The 18,945-nt window shown below is 73.8% G+C and carries 17 protein-coding genes; 9 read left to right on the top strand and 8 right to left on the bottom strand.

The annotated features are described in order from the left end of the window. Nucleotides 1-193 precede the first annotated feature (193 nt). From IE287_RS15795 to IE287_RS15775, 5 genes are all read left to right on the top strand, one after another. Entirely contained in the window at nucleotides 194-952 is a 759-nt protein-coding gene (locus tag IE287_RS15795) for an MIP/aquaporin family protein (protein WP_189849686.1), read from the top strand. A 62-nt stretch (nucleotides 953-1,014) separates the two neighbouring features. Continuing rightward, nucleotides 1,015-2,541, top strand: coding sequence for a glycerol kinase GlpK (gene glpK, locus IE287_RS15790; RefSeq protein ID WP_189849685.1), 1,527 nt, complete (start codon nucleotides 1,015-1,017; stop codon nucleotides 2,539-2,541). A 16-nt stretch (nucleotides 2,542-2,557) separates the two neighbouring features. Continuing rightward, nucleotides 2,558-4,168, top strand: coding sequence for a glycerol-3-phosphate dehydrogenase/oxidase (locus tag IE287_RS15785; protein WP_189849684.1), 1,611 nt, complete (start codon nucleotides 2,558-2,560; stop codon nucleotides 4,166-4,168). Nucleotides 4,169-4,277: 109 nt separating this feature from the next. Then, nucleotides 4,278-5,339, top strand: coding sequence for an LLM class flavin-dependent oxidoreductase (locus tag IE287_RS15780; protein ID WP_189849683.1), 1,062 nt, complete (start codon nucleotides 4,278-4,280; stop codon nucleotides 5,337-5,339). A 142-nt stretch (nucleotides 5,340-5,481) separates the two neighbouring features. Then, nucleotides 5,482-6,615, top strand: a complete 1,134-nt coding sequence (locus tag IE287_RS15775; protein WP_189849682.1) for a PAC2 family protein — start codon at nucleotides 5,482-5,484, stop codon at nucleotides 6,613-6,615. A 79-nt stretch (nucleotides 6,616-6,694) separates the two neighbouring features. Here IE287_RS15775 and mshC read toward each other — a convergent pair whose 3' ends face one another. The 4 genes from mshC to IE287_RS15755 form a co-directional block, all read right to left on the bottom strand. Next, a complete protein-coding gene (mshC, locus tag IE287_RS15770; RefSeq protein WP_189849681.1) occupies nucleotides 6,695-7,924 on the bottom strand; it encodes a cysteine--1-D-myo-inosityl 2-amino-2-deoxy-alpha-D-glucopyranoside ligase in 1,230 nt (409 codons plus the stop codon). Between the two features lie 148 nt (nucleotides 7,925-8,072). Then, on the bottom strand, nucleotides 8,073-8,876 hold the full coding sequence (locus IE287_RS15765; RefSeq protein ID WP_189849680.1) for an SCO1664 family protein: 804 nt from the start codon (nucleotides 8,874-8,876) through the stop codon (nucleotides 8,073-8,075). Next, on the bottom strand, nucleotides 8,873-9,463 hold the full coding sequence (locus tag IE287_RS15760; RefSeq protein WP_189849679.1) for a DUF3090 domain-containing protein: 591 nt from the start codon (nucleotides 9,461-9,463) through the stop codon (nucleotides 8,873-8,875). The genes IE287_RS15765 and IE287_RS15760 overlap by 4 nt, the downstream gene beginning before the upstream one ends. Before the next feature lie 67 nt (nucleotides 9,464-9,530). Further along, nucleotides 9,531-10,220: a histidine phosphatase family protein gene (locus tag IE287_RS15755; protein ID WP_189849678.1), complete on the bottom strand. Its 690-nt coding sequence runs from the start codon at nucleotides 10,218-10,220 to the stop codon at nucleotides 9,531-9,533. 141 nt (nucleotides 10,221-10,361) lie between these two features. Between IE287_RS15755 and corA the strand changes: the two genes are divergently transcribed. Beyond that, nucleotides 10,362-11,354, top strand: coding sequence for a magnesium/cobalt transporter CorA (gene corA, locus IE287_RS15750; RefSeq protein WP_189849849.1), 993 nt, complete (start codon nucleotides 10,362-10,364; stop codon nucleotides 11,352-11,354). A gap of 38 nt (nucleotides 11,355-11,392) precedes the next feature. Here corA and IE287_RS15745 read toward each other — a convergent pair whose 3' ends face one another. Both IE287_RS15745 and IE287_RS15740 read right to left on the bottom strand, forming a co-directional pair. Continuing rightward, on the bottom strand, nucleotides 11,393-12,178 hold the full coding sequence (locus tag IE287_RS15745; RefSeq protein ID WP_189849677.1) for a ferritin-like domain-containing protein: 786 nt from the start codon (nucleotides 12,176-12,178) through the stop codon (nucleotides 11,393-11,395). Nucleotides 12,179-12,402: 224 nt separating this feature from the next. Further along, the gene (locus tag IE287_RS15740) at nucleotides 12,403-13,452 is read right to left on the bottom strand and encodes an LLM class F420-dependent oxidoreductase (RefSeq protein ID WP_189849676.1); all 1,050 of its coding nucleotides are present in this window, start codon (nucleotides 13,450-13,452) and stop codon (nucleotides 12,403-12,405) included. Between the two features lie 153 nt (nucleotides 13,453-13,605). Here IE287_RS15740 and IE287_RS15735 point away from each other — a divergent pair, with 153 nt between their 5' ends. Next, on the top strand, nucleotides 13,606-14,583 hold the full coding sequence (locus IE287_RS15735; RefSeq protein ID WP_189849675.1) for an aldo/keto reductase: 978 nt from the start codon (nucleotides 13,606-13,608) through the stop codon (nucleotides 14,581-14,583). Then, the gene (locus tag IE287_RS15730) at nucleotides 14,580-16,850 is read left to right on the top strand and encodes a helix-hairpin-helix domain-containing protein (RefSeq protein WP_189849674.1); all 2,271 of its coding nucleotides are present in this window, start codon (nucleotides 14,580-14,582) and stop codon (nucleotides 16,848-16,850) included. Before IE287_RS15735 ends, IE287_RS15730 begins: the two co-directional genes overlap by 4 nt. 83 nt (nucleotides 16,851-16,933) lie before the next feature. On the opposite strand, the gene IE287_RS15725 is transcribed toward IE287_RS15730, so the two are convergent. Further along, entirely contained in the window at nucleotides 16,934-17,632 is a 699-nt protein-coding gene (locus IE287_RS15725; RefSeq protein ID WP_189849673.1) for a hypothetical protein, read from the bottom strand. Nucleotides 17,633-17,679: 47 nt separating this feature from the next. Between IE287_RS15725 and IE287_RS15720 the strand changes: the two genes are divergently transcribed. Then, entirely contained in the window at nucleotides 17,680-17,868 is a 189-nt protein-coding gene (locus tag IE287_RS15720) for a DUF5703 family protein (RefSeq protein ID WP_189849672.1), read from the top strand. Nucleotides 17,869-17,929: 61 nt separating this feature from the next. On the opposite strand, the gene IE287_RS15715 is transcribed toward IE287_RS15720, so the two are convergent. After that, nucleotides 17,930-18,829 (bottom strand): chaplin, encoded by a 900-nt coding sequence (locus IE287_RS15715; RefSeq protein WP_189849671.1) that lies wholly within the window; start codon nucleotides 18,827-18,829, stop codon nucleotides 17,930-17,932. Nucleotides 18,830-18,945 lie beyond the last annotated feature (116 nt).

Raw genomic sequence — 18,945 nt, 5'->3', positions numbered from 1 at the left:
TTCCCAGACCCTTGACGTGCTGTTAACCCCAGGGCAAAACTTCCGTGCATCGGTCGGCATTGCCGAACACCTACCGGCAATAGGCGTTAGAGTGTGGCAGTGCCAAGGGCCGTGGACGCCCTCACACGAGGGCGCGGACCACCGGGTGAACCGGGGTCCGCCATCCCCTGGACGAAGGACAAAGGAGTCGCGGGTGTCCAGCTCCGACATCTTCCTCGGCGAGACCATCGGTACCGCCGTGCTCATTCTTCTCGGCGGCGGTGTCTGCGCCGCCGTGACGCTCAAGAGCTCCAAGGCCCGCGGGGCCGGCTGGCTCGCGATCACCTTCGGATGGGGCTTCGCCGTCATGACGGCCGTCTACATGACGGCTTCCCTCTCCGGAGCCCATCTGAACCCCGCGGTCACCGTCGGCATCGCCGTCAAGGACGGCGCGTGGGGCGACGTGCCGGTCTACATCGCCGGCCAGCTGCTCGGCGCGATGATCGGCGCCGCCCTGGTCTGGATCGCCTACTACGGGCAGTTCCGGGCCCACCTCACCGACCCGGAGACGCTCGGCGAGAAGCCCGTCGAGGGCCCCGGCCCCGTGCTCGGCATCTTCTCCACCGGCCCCGAGATCCGGAACACCTGGCAGAACCTCGCCACCGAGATCATCGGCACCGTCGTCCTCGTCCTCGCGGTCCTCACCCAGGGTCTGAACGACAGCGGCAAGGGCCTCGGCGTCCTCGGCGCCCTGATCACGGCCTTCGTCGTGGTCTCGATCGGCCTCTCGCTCGGCGGCCCGACCGGTTACGCGATCAACCCGGCGCGCGACCTCGGCCCCCGCATCGTGCACGCCCTGCTCCCGCTGCCGAACAAGGGCGGCTCCGACTGGGGCTACGCCTGGATCCCGGTCGCCGGTCCGCTGATCGGTGGAGCGCTCGCCGCGGGTATCTACAACCTCGCGTTCGCCTGAGCCGTACGAGAACAGCACCAGAGCCCCGAGCCGTCCTTCCCAGACTTCCCCAGGAGCACACCGTGACCGACGCCCACACCGCCGGCCCGTTCATCGCCGCCATCGACCAGGGCACCACCTCGTCCCGCTGCATCGTCTTCGACAAGGACGGCCGGATCGTCTCGGTCGACCAGAAGGAGCACGAGCAGATCTTCCCGAAGCCGGGCTGGGTCGAGCACGACGCCACCGAGATCTGGACCAACGTCCAGGAGGTCGTCGCCGGCGCCATCGTCAAGGCCGGCATCACCGCCGCCGACGTCAAGGCCATCGGCATCACCAACCAGCGCGAGACCACGCTGATGTGGGACAAGAACACCGGCGAGCCCGTCCACAACGCGCTCGTCTGGCAGGACACCCGCACCGACGCCCTCTGCAAGGAGCTCGGCCGCAACGTCGGCCAGGACCGCTTCCGCCGCGAGACCGGCCTCCCCCTCGCCTCCTACTTCTCCGGCCCCAAGGTCCGCTGGCTGCTCGACAACGTCGAGGGCCTGCGCGAGCGCGCCGAGCGGGGCGACATCCTCTTCGGCACCATGGACTCCTGGGTCATCTGGAACCTCACCGGCGGCACCGAGGGCGGCGTCCACGTCACCGACGTCACCAACGCCTCCCGCACCCTCCTGATGAACCTCCACGAGATGGCGTGGGACGAGCGCATCCTGCAGTCGATCGACATCCCGGCCGCCGTCCTCCCCGAGATCCGCTCCTCCGCCGAGGTGTACGGCACGGTCAAGGGCGGCGTCCTCGACGGCGTCCCGGTCGCCTCCGCGCTCGGCGACCAGCAGGCCGCCCTCTTCGGCCAGACCTGCTTCGCCGAGGGCGAGGCCAAGTCGACGTACGGCACCGGCACCTTCATGCTGATGAACACCGGCGACAAGATCATCAACTCCTACAGCGGCCTGCTGACCACCGTCGGCTACCAGATCGGCGACGCCAAGCCGGTCTACGCCCTGGAGGGCTCCATCGCCGTCACCGGCTCGCTCGTCCAGTGGATGCGCGACCAGATGGGCCTCATCAAGTCGGCCGCCGAGATCGAGACCCTGGCCTCCTCCGTCGAGGACAACGGCGGCGCCTACTTCGTGCCCGCCTTCTCCGGCCTCTTCGCCCCGTACTGGCGCTCCGACGCCCGCGGCGTGATCGCCGGCCTCACCCGATACGTCACCAAGGCGCACATCGCCCGTGCCGTCCTGGAGGCCACCGCCTGGCAGACCCGCGAGATCACCGACGCCATGACCAAGGACTCCGGCGTCGAGCTGACCGCGCTCAAGGTCGACGGCGGCATGACCTCCAACAACCTGCTGATGCAGACCCTCTCGGACTTCCTGGACGCCCCCGTGGTGCGCCCGATGGTCGCCGAGACCACCTGCCTCGGTGCCGCCTACGCCGCCGGCCTCGCCGTCGGCTTCTGGCCGGACACCGACGCGCTGCGCGCCAACTGGCGCCGTGCCGCGGAGTGGACCCCGCGCATGGACGCCGACAAGCGCGACGCCGAGTACAAGAACTGGCTCAAGGCCGTGGAGCGCTCCATGGGCTGGCTCGAAGAAGAGAAGTGACGAGGAGTAGACCGAGATGACCACCCCGCAGACCGTTCCCGCCCTCGGGACGCACCCGGCCGCCGGCTCGCTTCCGACCCGCGCCGAGACCAGAGAGCAGCTTGCCAAGGCGACGTACGACCTCCTGGTGATCGGCGGCGGCATCCTGGGCATCTCCACCGCCTGGCACGCCGCGCAGTCCGGTCTGCGGGTGGCCCTGGTGGACGCCGGCGACTTCGCCGGCGCCACCTCCTCGGCCTCCTCCAAGCTCCTCCACGGCGGCCTGCGCTACCTGCAGACCGGTGCCGTGAAGCTCGTCGCCGAGAACCACTTCGAGCGGCGCGCCGTCTCCCGGCAGGTCGCCCCCCACCTGTCCAACCCGCTCACCTTCTACCTGCCCGTCTACAAGGGCGGCCCGCACGGCGCCGCCAAGCTGGGCGCCGGCGTCTTCGCCTACTCCGCGCTCTCCGCCTTCGGCGACGGGGTCGGCCACCTCCTCTCCCCCGCCAAGGCGGCCCAGGACGTGCCCGAGCTGCGCACCGACGACCTCAAGGCCGTCGCCGTCTACGGCGACGACCAGATGAACGACGCCCGCATGGCGCTCATGACGGTCCGCGCGGCCGTCGAGGCCGGCGCCGTCGTCCTCAACCACGCCGAGGTCACCGGGCTCCGCTTCACCCGCGGCCGGGTCACCGGGGCCGAGCTCAGGGACCGCATGTCCGGCGAGGAGTTCGGCGTCACCGCGCGGCTCGTCCTCAACGCCACCGGCCCCTGGGTCGACCACCTGCGCCGGATGGAGGACCCGAACGCGGCCCCCTCCATCCGCCTCTCCAAGGGCGCCCACCTGGTCCTCAAGCGGACCGCCCCGTGGAAGGCCGCGCTCGCCACCCCGATCGACAAGTACCGGATCACCTTCGCCCTCCCCTGGGAGGACATGCTCCTGCTCGGCACCACCGACGAGGAGTACGAGGGCGACCCCGGCGAGGTCTCGGTCACCGAGAAGGACACCGCTCAGATCCTGGACGAGGCCGCCTTCTCCATCCGCGACCAGCAGCTCGACCGCTCCCTCATCACCTACGCCTTCGCCGGTCTGCGGGTGCTGCCGGGCGGACCCGGCGACACCTCCAAGGCCAAGCGGGAGACGGTCGTCACCGAGGGCCGCGGCGGGATGCTGTCGGTCGCGGGCGGCAAGTGGACCACCTTCCGCCACATCGGCCGCACCATCATGAAGAAGCTGGAGGCGCTCCCCGGCCACCCGCTGGGCGAGGACTACGAGTCGGTCTCCACGCTCCCGAAGCGGCTGCCGCTCCCCGGCATCGCCAACCCGAACGCGGTCGCCCACCGGCTGCTCGTCGACGGTCCGGCCCCCGGCCCGCGGATGGCCGCCGACACCGCCAAGCACCTGGCCACCCACTACGGCTCGCTCTCCTTCGACATCGCCCGGATGGCGAACGAGAACCCCGAGCTGGCCCGCCGGATCCACCCGGACGCCCCGGAGATCTGGGCGCAGGTCGCCTACGCCCGCGACCACGAGTGGGCCGAGACGGCCGACGACGTGCTGCGCCGCCGCACCACCCTGACCATCCGCGGCCTCGCCACGGACGGGATCCGCACCGAGGTCGAGGCGATGCTGCGCGCGAAGCGGTGACCCCCGCGCGGGAGGGGCGGTCTTCTCCGGGGAGGGAGGGGCCGCCCCTCCCGCGCGCGTGCCACGCGGCGGCCACGCCGCCGCAACACTCGGCGCGCAGAGTGGGGACATGAAGTTTCAGGTGCTCTCGATCGTCCCCCACTCCCCGCACCCGCTCACCGGTGGACTTCCCTCCGCGGCCGACCGGTTGGAGCAGGTCGTGGCGCTCGGCGAGGCCGCCGAACGGCTCGGCTTCGACGCGTACGCGATCGGCGAGCGACACGCCGGGCCCTTCCTCTCCTCGGCGCCGACCGTGCTGCTCGCCGCGCTCGCCGCCCGCACCTCCCGGATCCGGCTCCTCACCGGCGTCACCGTGGTCGCGATCCTCGACCCGGTCCGGGTCGCCGAGGACTACGCGACCCTCGACCAGCTCTCGCGCGGGCGGCTCGAACTCGTCGTCGGCAAGGGGGCGGAGGCCGGGCACTTCGACCTCTTCGGCCTCGACGAGGAGCGGCAGTGGGAGCTCCAGAAGGAGAAGTACGAGCTCCTGCGCCGGCTCTGGACGGAGGAGGACGTCGACTGGGACGGGGACTCCCGGCCGCCGCTCCGGGGCGTCACGACGATCCCCCGGCCGTACGCCGGTCCGCCGCGGATCTGGCACGGCTCGGCCACCAGCCTGCACTCCCCCGAACTCGCCGCCCGCCACGGCGATCCGCTCTTCACCGCCAACGCGATCCAGCCGCTCGGGGCGTACGCGCGGCTCATCGCCCACTACCGCGAGAGGTTCGAGGCGTACGGACACGATCCGGCGCACGCGCGCGTGGCGGCCGGTTCGGGCGGGCTGCTCATCGCGGACACCCCCGAGCAGGCCGTGCGCCGCTACAAGGAGCTGTACGAGGCGAAGGTGGCGCAGAGCTTCCGGCCGCACCTGGAGGGCAGGGCCGGCTACAACACCCCGTTCCGCACGATCGAGGAGGCCGTCGCGGGCGGCCCGCAGCTCATCGGGTCCCCGGAGCAGATCGCGGAGAAGATCCTCGGTTTCCACGCCCACTACGGGCATGACCTCCAGTCGGTGACGGTGGACGGTTTCGGACAGTCGACGGCCGAGCAGACCGAGACCCTGGAGCGGTTCGCCGAGGAGATCGCGCCGGTGCTGCGCAAGGAGGCGCCGAGCACCCTCTGGGAGGTGTGACGGACCCGTGTGCGAGGCCTCGTTCGTGGGTAGTCGATCAGCGCCGCGCGGGTTCTCGGGCGCGTCCGGGAACTGCGGCCGGACGACCGGGAAGCCGTAAGGTTGGTCCGTACGACACGAACTTCGAAGAAGGAGGCGCTGGGTGATCGAGCTCGAGGGGGTACCCGAGCTGATCGACCCGGTCATGGTGGCCGCGTTCGAGGGCTGGAACGACGCCGGCGACGCCGCCTCCACCGCGGTCGCTCATCTGGACCGGGAATGGAAGGGCGAGGTCTTCGCGGCGCTCGACGCCGAGGACTACTACGACTTCCAGGTCAACCGCCCGACGGTGTTCCTGGAGAACGGCGTCCGGAAGATCACCTGGCCCACGACCCGGCTCTCCGTGGTCCGGATCGGCGGCGACAAACCGCGCGACCTGGTCCTGGTCCGGGGCATCGAACCGTCGATGCGCTGGCGCTCCTTCTGCAACGAGCTGCTGGGCTTCGCGCACGAGCTGGGCGTGGAGATGGTGGTGATCCTCGGCGCGCTGCTCGGCGACACCCCGCACACCCGCCCGGTGCCGGTCAGCGGGGTCACCTCCGACCCGGACCTGGCGCGGACGATGGACCTGGAGGAGACCCGGTACGAGGGCCCCACGGGCATCGTCGGCATCCTCCAGGAGGCGTGCACCCACGCGGGCGTGCCGGCGGTGAGCCTGTGGGCGGCCGTGCCGCACTACGTGTCGCAGCCGCCCAACCCGAAGGCGACGCTGGCGCTGCTCAACCGGTTGGAGGACCTGATCGGCCTGCGGATCCCGCTGGGGGAGCTGCCCGAGGACGCGCGGGCCTGGCAGGTGGGGGTGGACCAGCTGGCGGCCGAGGACAGCGAGGTCGCCGAGTACGTGCAGACGCTGGAGGAGGCCCGGGACACCGCCGAGCTTCCGGAGGCGTCCGGCGAGGCCATCGCCCGGGAGTTCGAGCGCTATCTGCGCCGGCGCGATCCGGGCGCGGGGCCGGCGGGCGCCGGTCCGGGGCTGGCCACCGAGAGCGGTGACACCTCGTACCTGCGGGATCCGGGCGGCGGCAGGGCCCGCCCGCCGAAGCCGGGACCCGAGCCGGAGTCCGCGCAGGAGCAGGGGACCGGACCGGAAGCCGGGACGGGACCGGAGACCGCGCCGGGACCGGAGACCGCACCGGGACCCGAGGCCGCACCGGGACCGGAGGCGGGAGCCGCGCCGGAGCGGGAGGCCGGGCGGCCCGACCGGGCCGGGGAGCCCGAGACGGGCGACGAGGACTGAGGGCGGTGACGGAAGGAGGGAGGGCCCGCACGTGCGGGCCCTCCCTCCTTCCGTCTTCTGCCGGATTTTCCGGAAACCGCTAGAGCGCGACGCCGAGCAACGCGTCGACCGTGCGGGAGACGAGACCGGGGGCGGACTCGTCGGTGCCGCCGTCCGCCTCCTGGCGGGCGGCCCAGCGGTCGACCGCGGCGAGCGCCGCCGGGGCGTCCAGGTCGTCGGAGAGGGCCGCGCGGACCTCCTCGACCAGGGCGTCGGCGGACGGGCCGTCGGGCCGGGAGACCGCGGCGCGCCAGCGGTCGAGGCGGTCGACGGCGTCCTGGAGGACCCGGTCGGTCCACTCCCAGTCGGCACGGTAGTGGTGGGCGAGCAGGGCGAGCCGGACGGCGGCCGGGTCGACGCCCTCGCGGCGGAGCGCGGAGACGAAGACCAGGTTGCCCTTGGACTTGGACATCTTCTCGCCGTGCAGGGCCACCATGCCGGCGTGCACGTACGCCTTGGCCATGGGGAACTCGCCGGTGAGGGCCTGGGCGTGCGAGGCGCCCATCTCGTGGTGCGGGAAGATCAGGTCGGAGCCTCCGCCCTGCACGTCGAAGCCCATGCCGAGGTGGTCGAGGGCGATGGCGACGCACTCGATGTGCCAGCCGGGGCGGCCGGGGCCGAGGCTGCCGCCGTCCCAGCTCGGCTCGCCCTCGCGGGCGGCCATCCACAGCATCGGGTCCAGCGGGTTCTTCTTGCCGGGGCGGTCGGGGTCGCCGCCGCGCTCCGCCGAGAGGTGCCGCATCAGCTCGGTGTCGTAGTGGGAGACCTCCCCGAAGTGCGGGTCGGCCTCGACGGAGAAGTAGACGTCGCCGTCGAGCTCGTAGGCCGCGCCGGAGTCCCGGAGCCGCTCCACCAGCGGGATGATGGAGGGTATCGACTCGACCGCGCCGACGTAGTGGCGCGGGGGGAGCATCCGCAGGGCGGTCATGTCCTCGCGGAAGAGGGAGGTCTCGCGCTCGGCGAGAGCGGTCCAGTCGACGCCGTCGCGCAGGGCGCGCTCCAGGAGCGGGTCGTCCACGTCCGTGACGTTCTGGACGTAGTGCACCTGCCGCTTGGTGTCGAGCCACACGCGCTGCACGAGGTCGAACGCGTTGTAGGTCGCCGCGTGACCCATGTGGGTCGCGTCGTACGGCGTGATGCCGCAGACGTAGATACGGGCGACGGGACCGGGGGCGAGGGTCACTCGTCCGCCGGTCGCGGTGTCGTGGATCCTGAGGTCGCGGCCCTTGCCGGGAAGGGCGGGGACCTCGGAAGCGGGCCAGGCATGCATGACCCGAGCGTAACCGGACAGCTGTTTCGGATACGAACCGGATCCGGAATCTTGTCCGATCGTGCGCTCTTGCGGGTGAGCGAGGTGTGTGCATACCCCCCAGGGGTGCGGGAGGCCCTCGGAGGGGGTGGCCGAAACCGTGCGGTCCCTAGACGGGAGGCCAGGGGATCGGGGGCCACTGCCCGGAGGGTTCCGGATGCCGCCCGGAGGCCAGCAGCGCCCCGACCCGTTCCCGTACGGCCGACACCTCGGCGGGCGTGAGCAGTTCCGCCAGCCGGGTGGCGAGCGGCGCTCCGGGGGCCAGCGCGCGGCCCAGGCCCGCGAGGACGGCGGTGGCCTCGCCTGGCAGCTCCTGGCCCGCCCAGCCCCACAGCAGGGTGCGCAGCTTGTCCTCGACGTGGAAGGAGACCCCGTGGTCGATGCCGTAGAGGCGGCCGTCGGGAGCGGGGAGCAGATGACCGCCCTTGCGGTCGCCGTTGTTCATCACCGCGTCCAGGACGGCGAGCCGGCGCAGGGCGGGGGTGTCGGCGTGGACGAGGAGCGCGGTGCGCCCCTCCCCCACCTCGGCGGGGCCGATGGCCTTCCAGCCCTCGCCCGGCTCCTCGTCCTCGGTGAGGGCGAGCAGCCGGGCCTCCGGGTCGGCCTCGACCCACAGCTGGACCATGCCCTCGCCGTACGGGCCGTCCCGCAGCACCGTGGGCGGGACCAGGCCCCAGCCGGTGGCCTCGGAGAGCTCGTAGGCGGCGACCTCCCGCTCGGCGAGGGTGCCGTCGGGGAAGTCCCAGAGCGGGCGCTCCCCCGCGACCGGCTTGTAGACGCAGGCGGCCTCCCGGCCCTCGTGCGCGACCGTGCAGTAGAGCACCGCGTTGGAGGCCTCGCGGACCTGCCCGCGCACGGTCAGCTCACCACGGGCGAGCAGCTCGGTGTCCGTCGGGAACTCGGGGCTGCTCATGCTCCGCGGCGGTATCCGTTCTGGCGCGGGCAGACGTGGCCCTCCGGGTCCAGCGGGAGGCTGCACAGGGGGCACGGCGGGCGGCCGGCGTTGACGACGTCCAGGGCCCGCTTGGCGAAGGCCCGGGCCTGGGCGCCGCTGAGCCGGACGCGGAGCATCGGCGGACCGTTCTCCTCGTCCTGGAGCATCCGCTCCTCGGCCGCGGCGAGGTCCTCCTCGGAGTCCACGTCGAGTTCGACGAGGGCCTGGGCCTCGACGATCATGCGCTGCTCCTCGCCGTCCCAGGCGAGCGCCATGGTGCCGACCCGGAACTCCTCCTCCACGGGGGTGTCGAGGGGGGCGGTGTCGGCGACGTCGACGGGGGCGACGGCGGGCACCGGGGCGTTGCCCCCGGTGCGGCGCAGCACCTCGTCGAGGAGTTCGTCGATGCGCTCGGCCAATGCGGCCACCTGGGACTTCTCCAGGGAGACGCTGGTGACCCGGCCGGACGCGGAGGCCTGGAGGAAGAACGTCCTGCGGCCAGGCAGCCCGACCGTGCCGGCGACGAACCGCTCCGGTGGGTCGTACAGGAACACCTGACGGGACACTCTCCCGGCTCCCTTGACTGTCGACTGTCTTACTGCAACGGCGAGTCCACCCTACTGCGCGGAAGGATCACGGTGCGCCCGCACCACCGCCGACCTCGGCCGCCCCGCCGGTGCCGGCGTTCTCCCGGGGGATCAGCGCGTCGAGGTCGCCGGTGTCGCCGAGGCGGACCAGGAAGGGCCGCAGCCGGGTGTAGCGGATCACCGTGAGCGAGCAGGGGTCGACGTGGATCCGCTGGAAGAGGTCGAGGTGGAGGCCGAGGGCGTCGGCGACGAGGGACTTGATGATGTCGCCGTGGGAGCACAGGACGTAGACGGCGTCCTCGCCGTGCTCGGCGTCGATCCGGGCGTTCCAGTCGCGGACCGCCTCGACGGCCCTGGACTGCATCGCGCGCAGGGACTCGCCGCCGGGGAAGGAGGCGGCGGAGGCGTGCGCCTGGACGACCTCCATCAGCGGTTCCCCGGCCAGCTCGGCGAGCTTGCGGCCCGACCAGTCCCCGTAGTCGCACTCGTCGACCCGCTCCTCCACGTGGAGCGGGAGGCCCGGGCGGGCCTCCAGGAGGGGCTGGAGGGTCTGACGGCAGCGCTGGAGCGGGCTGGAGACCGCGGCGGCGAGCGGGATCCCGGCGAGCCGGGCGGGCAGCGCGGCGGCCTGGGCGGCTCCGCGCTCGTCGAGCGCCACGCCCGGCGTGCGCCCGGCGAGCAGCCCTGAGGTGTTGGCGGTGGAGCGTCCGTGCCGGACGAGGATCAGGGTGGCCATGGCGGTCAGCCTACGGCGCACGCGCGCGGGACGGTCCCGGAGAGGCCGGCGGGCCACGAGCCCGGGGATCACGGCGCACGCGCGTGTGGGGCGGTCCGCGGCGGGTAGGCGCGCGTGCGGAACCGCCCACCCGGAGGGAGAATACGGCGCGTGATCGTCGACTCCGCCCTGTACCGCGACGGCCGCCGCACGGAGTGCGGCGGCGATCTCTCGCGCGCGCTGGCCGAGGCCCGGACCTCCGGGCACGCCTTTCTGTGGGTGGGCCTCTACGAGCCCTCGGAGGCCGAGTTCGACCACGTGGCCTCCGAGTTCGCGCTGCACCCGCTGGCGGTCGAGGACGCGCTGAAGGCGCACCAGCGGCCCAAGCTGGAGGTCTACGACGACTCGCTCTTCGTGGTGCTGAAGCCGGTCGTCTACGAGCCGGAGAGCGACCGGGTCTCCTCCGGGGAGCTGATGCTCTTCCTCGGCGACTCCTTCGTGGTGACGGTCCGGCACGGCGAGGGCGCGCCGCTGGCGGCCGTGCGCAAGCGCCTGGAGACCCACCCGGAGGTGCTCCGGCACGGCCCGACGGCGGTGCTCTACGCGGTGAGCGACGCCGTGGTGGACCACTACCTGGACGTGGCGGGCGAGCTCCAGGTGGACCTGGAGGAGCTGGAGGCCGACGTCTTCGCGCCGGGCGGGACGGGGACGGCGAACACGGCGGAGCGGATCTACACGGCCAAGCGCCAGGTGCTGGAGTTCCGGCGGGCCTCGGGACCGCTGGCGGGCCCGACGGCCCGGCTGCAGGCGGGGTCCGTGCCCTTCGTGAACGAGGAGTCGCAGCCCTTCTTCCGGGACGTCAACGACCACCTGCTCCGGGCCAACGAGCAGGTGGAGGGCCTGGACCGGCTGCTGTCGGACGTGCTGTCGGCGCACCTCGCGCAGATGGGGGTGCGGCAGAACGACGACATGCGGAAGATCTCGGCCTGGGCGGCGATGGCGGCGGTGCCGACGATGGTCGCGGGGATCTACGGCATGAACTTCGACCACATGCCGGAGCTGCACTGGACGTGGTCGTACCCGGCGGTGATCGTGCTGATGGCGGGGATCGAGATGGGGCTGTACCGCCTCTTCAAGCGGCGCGACTGGCTGTGAGCCGGGGGCGGCGGGCCCGGCTCACGGCTACCGGCCGCTCAGAAGGCGGGGGCGGGGGCGGCGGGGCCGCCGAGGGCGTCGAGCCGCTCGGGCATCCGCAGGCCGACCATGCCGTGCCAGCCGGCCGCCCGCTCGTAGGCGTACACGCCGTGGATGCCGGCCGCGAGCACCGCGCCCTTGGCCCTCGGCCACTCCAGGATGCGGCCCATGTGGCGCATGACGGCGAGGCTGACGTCGCGGTAGACCTGGATCTCGGCGAGCGCGGACTCGCGCAGGGTGCGCTGGATGAGCCGGCCGTGGCCCGCGCGGGCGAGCCCCAGCAGTTCCTCGTGGCAGTAGGCGAGGTGGTTGTCCTCGTCGTTGCAGATCATGCGGATGGCCTTGCCGAGCTCGGGGTGGTCGCCGAAGTACTTCACCAGGAGCTGCATCTGGGCGGCGGCGCGCTCCTCGGTGACCCGGCTGTGGGCGAGGTAGACGACGACGTCCTCCTCGCTCAGCGGCTCGTCCCGGCGGAGCTTGTCGTGGGCGAGTCCGATCCCGCGCCGCTCCAGGAGCATCGTGTAGTCGGTGTCCGGCGGGACGGGGACGGGGTCGAGGCCGCGCTTGCGCATGAGGGCGTTGAAGATCCGCCCGTGTTTGTCCTCGTCGGCGCCGTGGCGGGTGATCTTCGGGGTGAGTTCCCGCATGCCGGGCGCGACGAGGGCGGCGATCCGGGCGTTCTCCCAGCCGCCCTGCGACTCGCCGCTGGCGGCGATCGAGCAGAAGAGCCGGAAGGCCTCGTCGTCGTCGATGATTTCCTGGAACACACTCTTGGCCGTGAGCATCGCTGCCACCTCCCTGCGGACGTCCGCACTCCGCGCGTCCGGGAGACCGAGTCAAATGCGGTCCGGGGCGACGGGCAACAGGAGGGCACGGCGGTATCGGCCGAAAGAGTGAGGTGCGGGGCCGTAACCGGGGGCACCCGTGACGCGTTGAAGGGGATGACGGCCGTGGCGGGGAAGACCCCCGAGCCCCCACCACGGCCGCGGAACGTTCCTCCGCTCCCCCGTTACGCCAGGCCGGCCCGCTCCAGGGCGTCGACGCCCGCGCGCAGGGCGGTCAGGCGCTCGTCGAGGGTGAAGCCGGCGGGGGCGAGGGTCAGGGTGGTGACGCCGGCCTCCGCGTAGGCGGTCATCCGGTCCGCGATCCGGTCGACGGTGCCGAGCAGCGAGGTCTGGTCGATGAGGTCGCGGGGCACGGCCGCCGCGGCGCCCGTCTTGTCGCCGGCCAGGTACTTGTCCTGGATCTCGGCGGCCTCCTTCTCGTACCCCATGCGCCGGGCGAGCTGGTTGTAGAAGTTCTGCTTGCGGCTGCCCATGCCGCCCACGTAGAGGGCGGTGTAGGGGCGGAAGACGTCGGCGAGCGCGTCGACGTCCTCGCCGAGGGCGAGCGGCAGGGTCGGACAGACGTCGAAGCCGTCCATGGTCAGGCCGGCCTTCTCGCGGCCCGCCCGCAGGGGGCGCAGGGCGGTCTCCTCCAGGTGCTCGGCGGAGGGGAAGATCAGCAGGGCGCCGTCGGCGATCTCGCCGGTCTGCTCCAGGTTCTTCGGGCCGATCGCGGCGATGTAGAGCGGGATGTGCTCGCGCTGCGGGTGGACGGTCAGCTTGATCGGCTTGCCGGGGCCGCCGGGGAGCGGGAGCGTCCAGTGCTCGCCCTCGTGGGTCAGGCGCTCGCGGGACATCGCCTTGCGGACGATCTCCACGTACTCCCGGGTGCGCGCGAGCGGCTTGTCGAACTTCACGCCGTACCAGCCCTCGGAGACCTGCGGGCCGGAGACGCCGAGGCCGAGGCGGAAACGGCCGCCGGAGAGCGAGTCCAGGGTGGCCGCCGTCATCGCCGTCATGGCGGGCTGGCGGGCCGGGATCTGCATGATCGCCGAACCGACGTCGATCCGCTCCGTCTTCGCGGCGACCCAGGAGAGCACGGTCGGCGCGTCCGATCCGTACGCCTCCGCCGCCCAGCACACGTCGTAGCCGAGGCGGTCGGCCTCCTGGGCCACGGCCAGATTGTCGCCGTCCATGCCGGCGCCCCAGTAGCCGAGGTTGATGCCGAGCCGCATGTCCACACACCCCTTACCCATGAGTAACGTCTCTCGGTCCGGACTCTAGCGCGCCCCTCCCCGATCCGTCAGGAGCCGGACGCCACGCCGTCGTCCACAGCTTCCGTCCACAGGGTCTCTGCGCGCGGTGCCCCGGCCAGTAATGTCCCGCCCATGGAGCAGAGGCATCTCGGACGTACCGGCCTGCGCGTCTCGCGCGTCGGGCTCGGCACGCTCACCTGGGGGCGGGACACCGACGAGCAGGACGCCGCCGAGCAGTTGAAGGTGTTCTGGGACGCGGGCGGCACGCTCGTGGACACCGCCGACGTGTACGGCGGCGGCGAGGCCGAGTACCTGCTCGGACGGCTCATGGACCGCCTCGTGCCGCGCCGCGACCTGGTCCTGTCCACCAAGGCCGGCAGCGTCCCGGACCCGGACCGGCGCACCGACGGCTCGCGCGGCCACCTCCTCGCCGCGCTCGACGCCTCGCTGGCCCGGCTCGGCACGGACCACGTCGACCTGTGGCAGCTCCACGCCTACGACCCGTACACCCCGCTGGAGGAGTCGCTCCAGGCGCTCGACATCGCGGTGCGCAGCGGCCGCGCGCGGTACGCGGGCGTGGCGAACTTCTGCGGCTGGCAGCTCGCCAAGGCGGGCACCTGGCAGCTGGGCGGCGACCGCACCCGGCTCGCCGGGGCGCAGCTGGAGTACTCGCTGCTCCAACGGGGCGTGGAGCGGGAGGTGCTGCCCGCCGCGATCGACCTGGGCATAGGCCTGCTGCCGTCCTCGCCGCTCGGCCGCGGGGTGCTCACCGGCAAGTACCGCACCGGCACGCCGGGGGACTCCCGGGGGGCGTCCGAGGCGCTGGCGCCGTTCGTGGAGCCGTACCTGGACGAGGCGGCGAGCCGGATCGTGGAGGCCGTCAGCACCGCCGCCGACGGTCTCGCCACCAGTCCGCTGCACGTGGCGCTCGCCTGGGTCAGGGACCGGCCCGGCGTGACCGCCCCCATCGTCGGCGCGCGCACCGCGCGCCAGCTCACGGCGGCGCTGTCGGTGGAGGGCCTTAGTCTTCCTGACGAGATCTGCCGGGCTTTGGACGATGTGTCCGCGCCCGTGCACCGCTATCCGGATCACGACTGGAGCACCTTGTGACCGAGCCTTCCGGCGAGACCGCGCCCGAGGCCGAGGACCTGGCCCCCGAGGACGTGGAACCGTCCGCCGCGCCCGAGGACGCGCCGACCGCCCCCGACACCGCCGGGGAAGCCCCGGCGGAGGGGAACACGGAGACGGATACGGAGGCGGGACCGGAACCGGAGACCGCCGAGGCCGCCGAGGCCGTCGAGGAGGACGCGGAGAGCGCGGAGGGCAAGGCCGACGGGGGTGCCGACGCGGCCGGCGGGAAGGACGCGCCGGAGCTGAGCGAGGCGCAGGCGGAGCTGGCGGCCCAGCGGGAGCTGCGGGCCCGGATCGAGGCCCGGAAGGCCGGCAAGGACGGCACCGTCGCGAGCGGTGCCAAGCTGAGCGGAACCGCCGCCGACCTGCTCGCCGCCGTGCGGGCCGTGGAGGGCGGCGCCTCGTCCGGCGGCGTCCTGCACGAGCCCGCGCCCGAGCCGCCCCGCGCCGCCCGGCCGGCCGGGCCCGCCGTCCGTCCGCCCGCCCCGGCGGCCCCGCCCGCGCCCACGGCGGGGGCGCTCGCCGGGGTGCGCGAGGTGCTGGCCCGGGGCGGGGCGCCCGAGGCGCTGGCCGGGCAGGTCGCCGCCGCCCTCGGCGAGCAGGCCGCCGAGGCGCTCACCGAGGATCCGTGGCGGCTGCTGGCCGTCCCCGGCGTGCGGCCGGAGCAGGCCGACGGCTTCGCGCGGGCGCTGCTCGGCGGCGCCTGCGGGCCCGACGACCCGCGCCGGGCCGTGGCCCTGACCGTGTGGCTGCTCGACCGGGCCGCCCTCCGGGGCCACACCGCCCTCACCCTGGACGAGGCGCGGGCCGGACTCGCCGCATTCGAGGTGCCCGACCCCGGCAAGGCCGTGGACACCGCGGTCTTCGAGGGCGCCGTCCTGCTCTTCCAGGAGGAGTCCCCCGAGGACGGGGCGTACGAGGGCGACGAGGCCGACGGCGGGGACGACGGGGACCCTGTCGCCGGGGAGCCCGAGGGCTCCCCGGCGGAGGGCGGTTCCGCCGGACCGGTGGAGCCCCCGCTGCTCGGCCTCGACCGGTACGCGCTCGCCGAGGAGAGCCTCGCGGACGGCCTGGCCCGGCTCGTGCGCACCGTCACCGCCGCCGAGTGGGACGGCGACGAGCTGACCCGTGCCGTCGGCGGTCACGGCCTGGTGCTGCACACCGGCGGCGAGGCCTCCCGGGCCGAGCCGGCGGCCCTGGCCGCCGCCGCCCGGGAGCGGGGACTGCGGGTCCTGGTGACCGTGCACGACGCGGAGCGCCTGGGCCCGGAGGACCGGGAGGCCGGGACGGCGGTGCCGCTCGCCGCGCTCCTCTCGGGGACGGCCGGTCCCGGCCGGGACGAGGAGGGCTCACTCGCCCTGGACCTGCTCGTGGTGCTCGACGCCCCGCAGCTGGACGTGGAGACGGCGGCGATGCTCGTCGAGGCGCTGCCGGACGGCTGCCGGCTGGTCCTCAGCGGCGACCCGGACGTGCTCGGCGCGCCCGGCCCCGGCGCGGTCTTCGCCGACGCCCTCGCCGCCCGCGTCTGCCCCCGGGTGGCCTCCCGCCGCCCCGACCCGGGCCCGCTGGGCGAGCTGGTCTCGGGGATCGGCATCGGCGAGCTGAACCAGGTCGGGGCCCCCGGCAAGGAGGTCGTGATCGTCCCGGTGCGGGACGCCGGCGAGGCCGTGCACCGGACGGTCCAGCTGGTCGCCGACTCGGTGCCGCGCGCCTTCGGGCTGACCCCCGACCAGACGCGGGTGATCACGGTCGGCCACGGCGGCTCGGCCGGGACGCGCGCGCTGAACGCGGCGCTGAAGCAGCGGCTGAACCCCGGCCCGGGACGCTTCGGCGGCTACGACCCGGGCGACCGGGTGGCGTACGCGCCGGTGCCGGGCCGTACGGTGGCCGGCACGGTCCTCGGGGCGGACGCGGAGGGCCTGCGGCTGCGCACCGGGGACGGCGAGGTCGTCGTGCCGAAGGAGCGGGTCGAGTCGGCGCTGCGGCACGGCTGGGCGCTGACCGCCCACCAGGCGGCCGGCGGGCGGTGGCCCGCCGTGGTCGCGGTGCTGCCGGGCGACGCGGCGCCGGGGCTGAGCCGGCCGTGGGTCTACACGGCCTTCGGCCGGGCGGAGCGCCATCTGTCGGTCGTGCACGGCGTGGACCAGGCGCTGCCGCGCGCGGTGGCCGAGGTGCTGGCCCCGGCGCGGACCACCCGGCTGCGGCCCCTCCTGATCGCCCTCCTCGCCACCGCCGGCGAGGAGTAGCGGGCGCGGGCCCGGAGCGGGACGCCGGAGGGCCGGGACGCCACCCCGGCGTCCCGGCCCTCCGGCGTCCTCCCCGGTGCGTCTCAGCGGCCGGCGTTGCCGCCCCCGCCCGCCCCGGCGGCAGCGGCGGCGTCGCCCTCGGCGTCCCGGTCGCCCTCGTCGTCCTCGGCGGCCTCGTCCTCGTCCTCGTCGTCGTCGAAGACGGAGCTGATGTCGAAGCGGCAGACGATCCGCTCCGGGTCCGCCTGCTCGAAGGGGGCGGCCAGCCACTCCCCCGGCTCCGGGGGCGCCCCGGCGGCGGTGACCCAGAGGGTGGAGTCGCCCTCCTCCAGGCCGAACTCCTTGTGCCGGGAGGCGATCTCGTCGGGTTCGTACTCCCCGAAGAGGACCCCGAGCGCGGCGGCCGTGCCGCGGGGGCCGTCCTCGTCGTGGTCGAGGTCGGCGACCCGCCGCGCCTGGGCGACGAGCCGGCGCGGCTCGGCCACGGCGTAGTCGCGGCGGATCAGCACGCTGAGGGCGTGCGGTTCGGCGGGTCCCGCGTAAGGGGGCAGCCCGTCGTCGGCCCCGGGGATCTCGAAGGGGGTCACCTCGTCGTAGTGGTCGTAGAGGAGCTCGTCATAGGCCTCGGCGGCCGCGGCGAGGGCGTTGAACGCCTCGTACACGCCCGTGTCGTCGTCCCCCGTGCGGCCTTCGACCGCCGCGAGGTGGCGGTCCAGCGCGGTCTTGACCGCCTCGGCGGCGGCACGTACCTCGGCAGCGGTGGGCTGCGCAGCATCAGACATGGGACAGACGCTATCCGTACCGGGCCGGTGCCCGCACAATAGATGCGATGCCGGAATACGAATTTGTCGACGTGTACGTGCCGCGCGGCGTCTCCCGCAGGGAGACCGCGCGGCTTCTGACCGACCATGCCGAGTACGGACACTGGGAGTTGGACCGGCTCGTCCTGCGCCGGGACGGCAGTCGCAGAGTGCGGCTGAAGCGGCGGATCATCCGTCAGATCCGGGCGACCTGGTGACGGAGCACGCGGAAGGGGCCCCGCACGGCGCGGGGCCCCTTCGCGTGTCCGGCGGTCCGGTTCAGGCGCCGCGGCGGGAGCGGCGGTAGACCAGCGAGCCCGCGAGGAGCATCCCCGCGGCGGCCGGCACGATCACGCCGAGCGGGGCGGACGATCCGGTCTCGGCCAGCTCGTCCGGCGAGGCCGGGGGCGGCGTGAGCTGCGGGCCGGGGTGGTTCGAGCCGCCGTCCGAGCTGGGCGGCACACCCGGGGTACCGGGCGTACCCGGGGTACCGGGGTTACCAGGCGTACCGGGGGTGCCGGGCGTGCCCGGAGTCCCGGGCGTACCAGGGGTGCCCGGGGTCCCAGGCGTCCCAGGGGTGCCCGGCGTCCCGGGGGTACCCGGCGTCCCGGGGGTACCCGGCGTGCCCGGAGTCCCGGGGGTACCGGGTGTACCCGGAGTCCCGGGCGTACCCGGAGTCCCGGGGGTCTCCGGCTCCTCGCCGTAGCCGCCCGGCTCCTCGCCGTAGCCGCCGGGCTCCTCGCCGTAGCCGGAGTCGGGGGTCTGTCCGTTCGCGCAGTCGTTGCCCGTGGCGGCGTTGCCGAGGCCGATGCCCGTGACGCCGTTGCCGCACACGTTCACCGGGACCTCGACCGGGACCACCACGGTGTTGCCCGAGGCGACGCCCGGGGAGTCGCTCGCGTGCGCGCCGCCGGACGCGCCGGGGCGGGCCTGGGCGGGGATGTTCGCGCAGGAGTTGCCCATCGCCGGGTTGAGCACCCCGACGACGTTCACGGTGTTGCCGCAGGCGTTGACCGGGGCGTGGACCGGGACCTGGACGCTGTTCCCGGACGCGACGCCGGGTGAGTTCGCGGCCGTGCCGCTCGCGGCGGAATCCGCCTGCGCGATGCCTCCGCCGAGCGCGAGGACCCCGCCGGCCGCCGCGACGGTGATGATGCTCTTGCGCGTGACCTGTCGCATAGCTTGCTTACCTGCCTTCTCGGCATTCGCCTGATCGGCGTGGGATGAGGGCCACCGGGCCCGTGCCCGGGGCGGAATCGCCACCGGCCCCGGAGTGCATGGCACGCACTCCGGGG

The sequence above is a fragment of the Streptomyces omiyaensis genome (genome assembly GCF_014650895.1).
Classification (GTDB): Bacteria; Actinomycetota; Actinomycetes; order Streptomycetales; family Streptomycetaceae; genus Streptomyces; species Streptomyces omiyaensis.
This window is presented reverse-complemented; position numbering and strand designations above follow the sequence as displayed.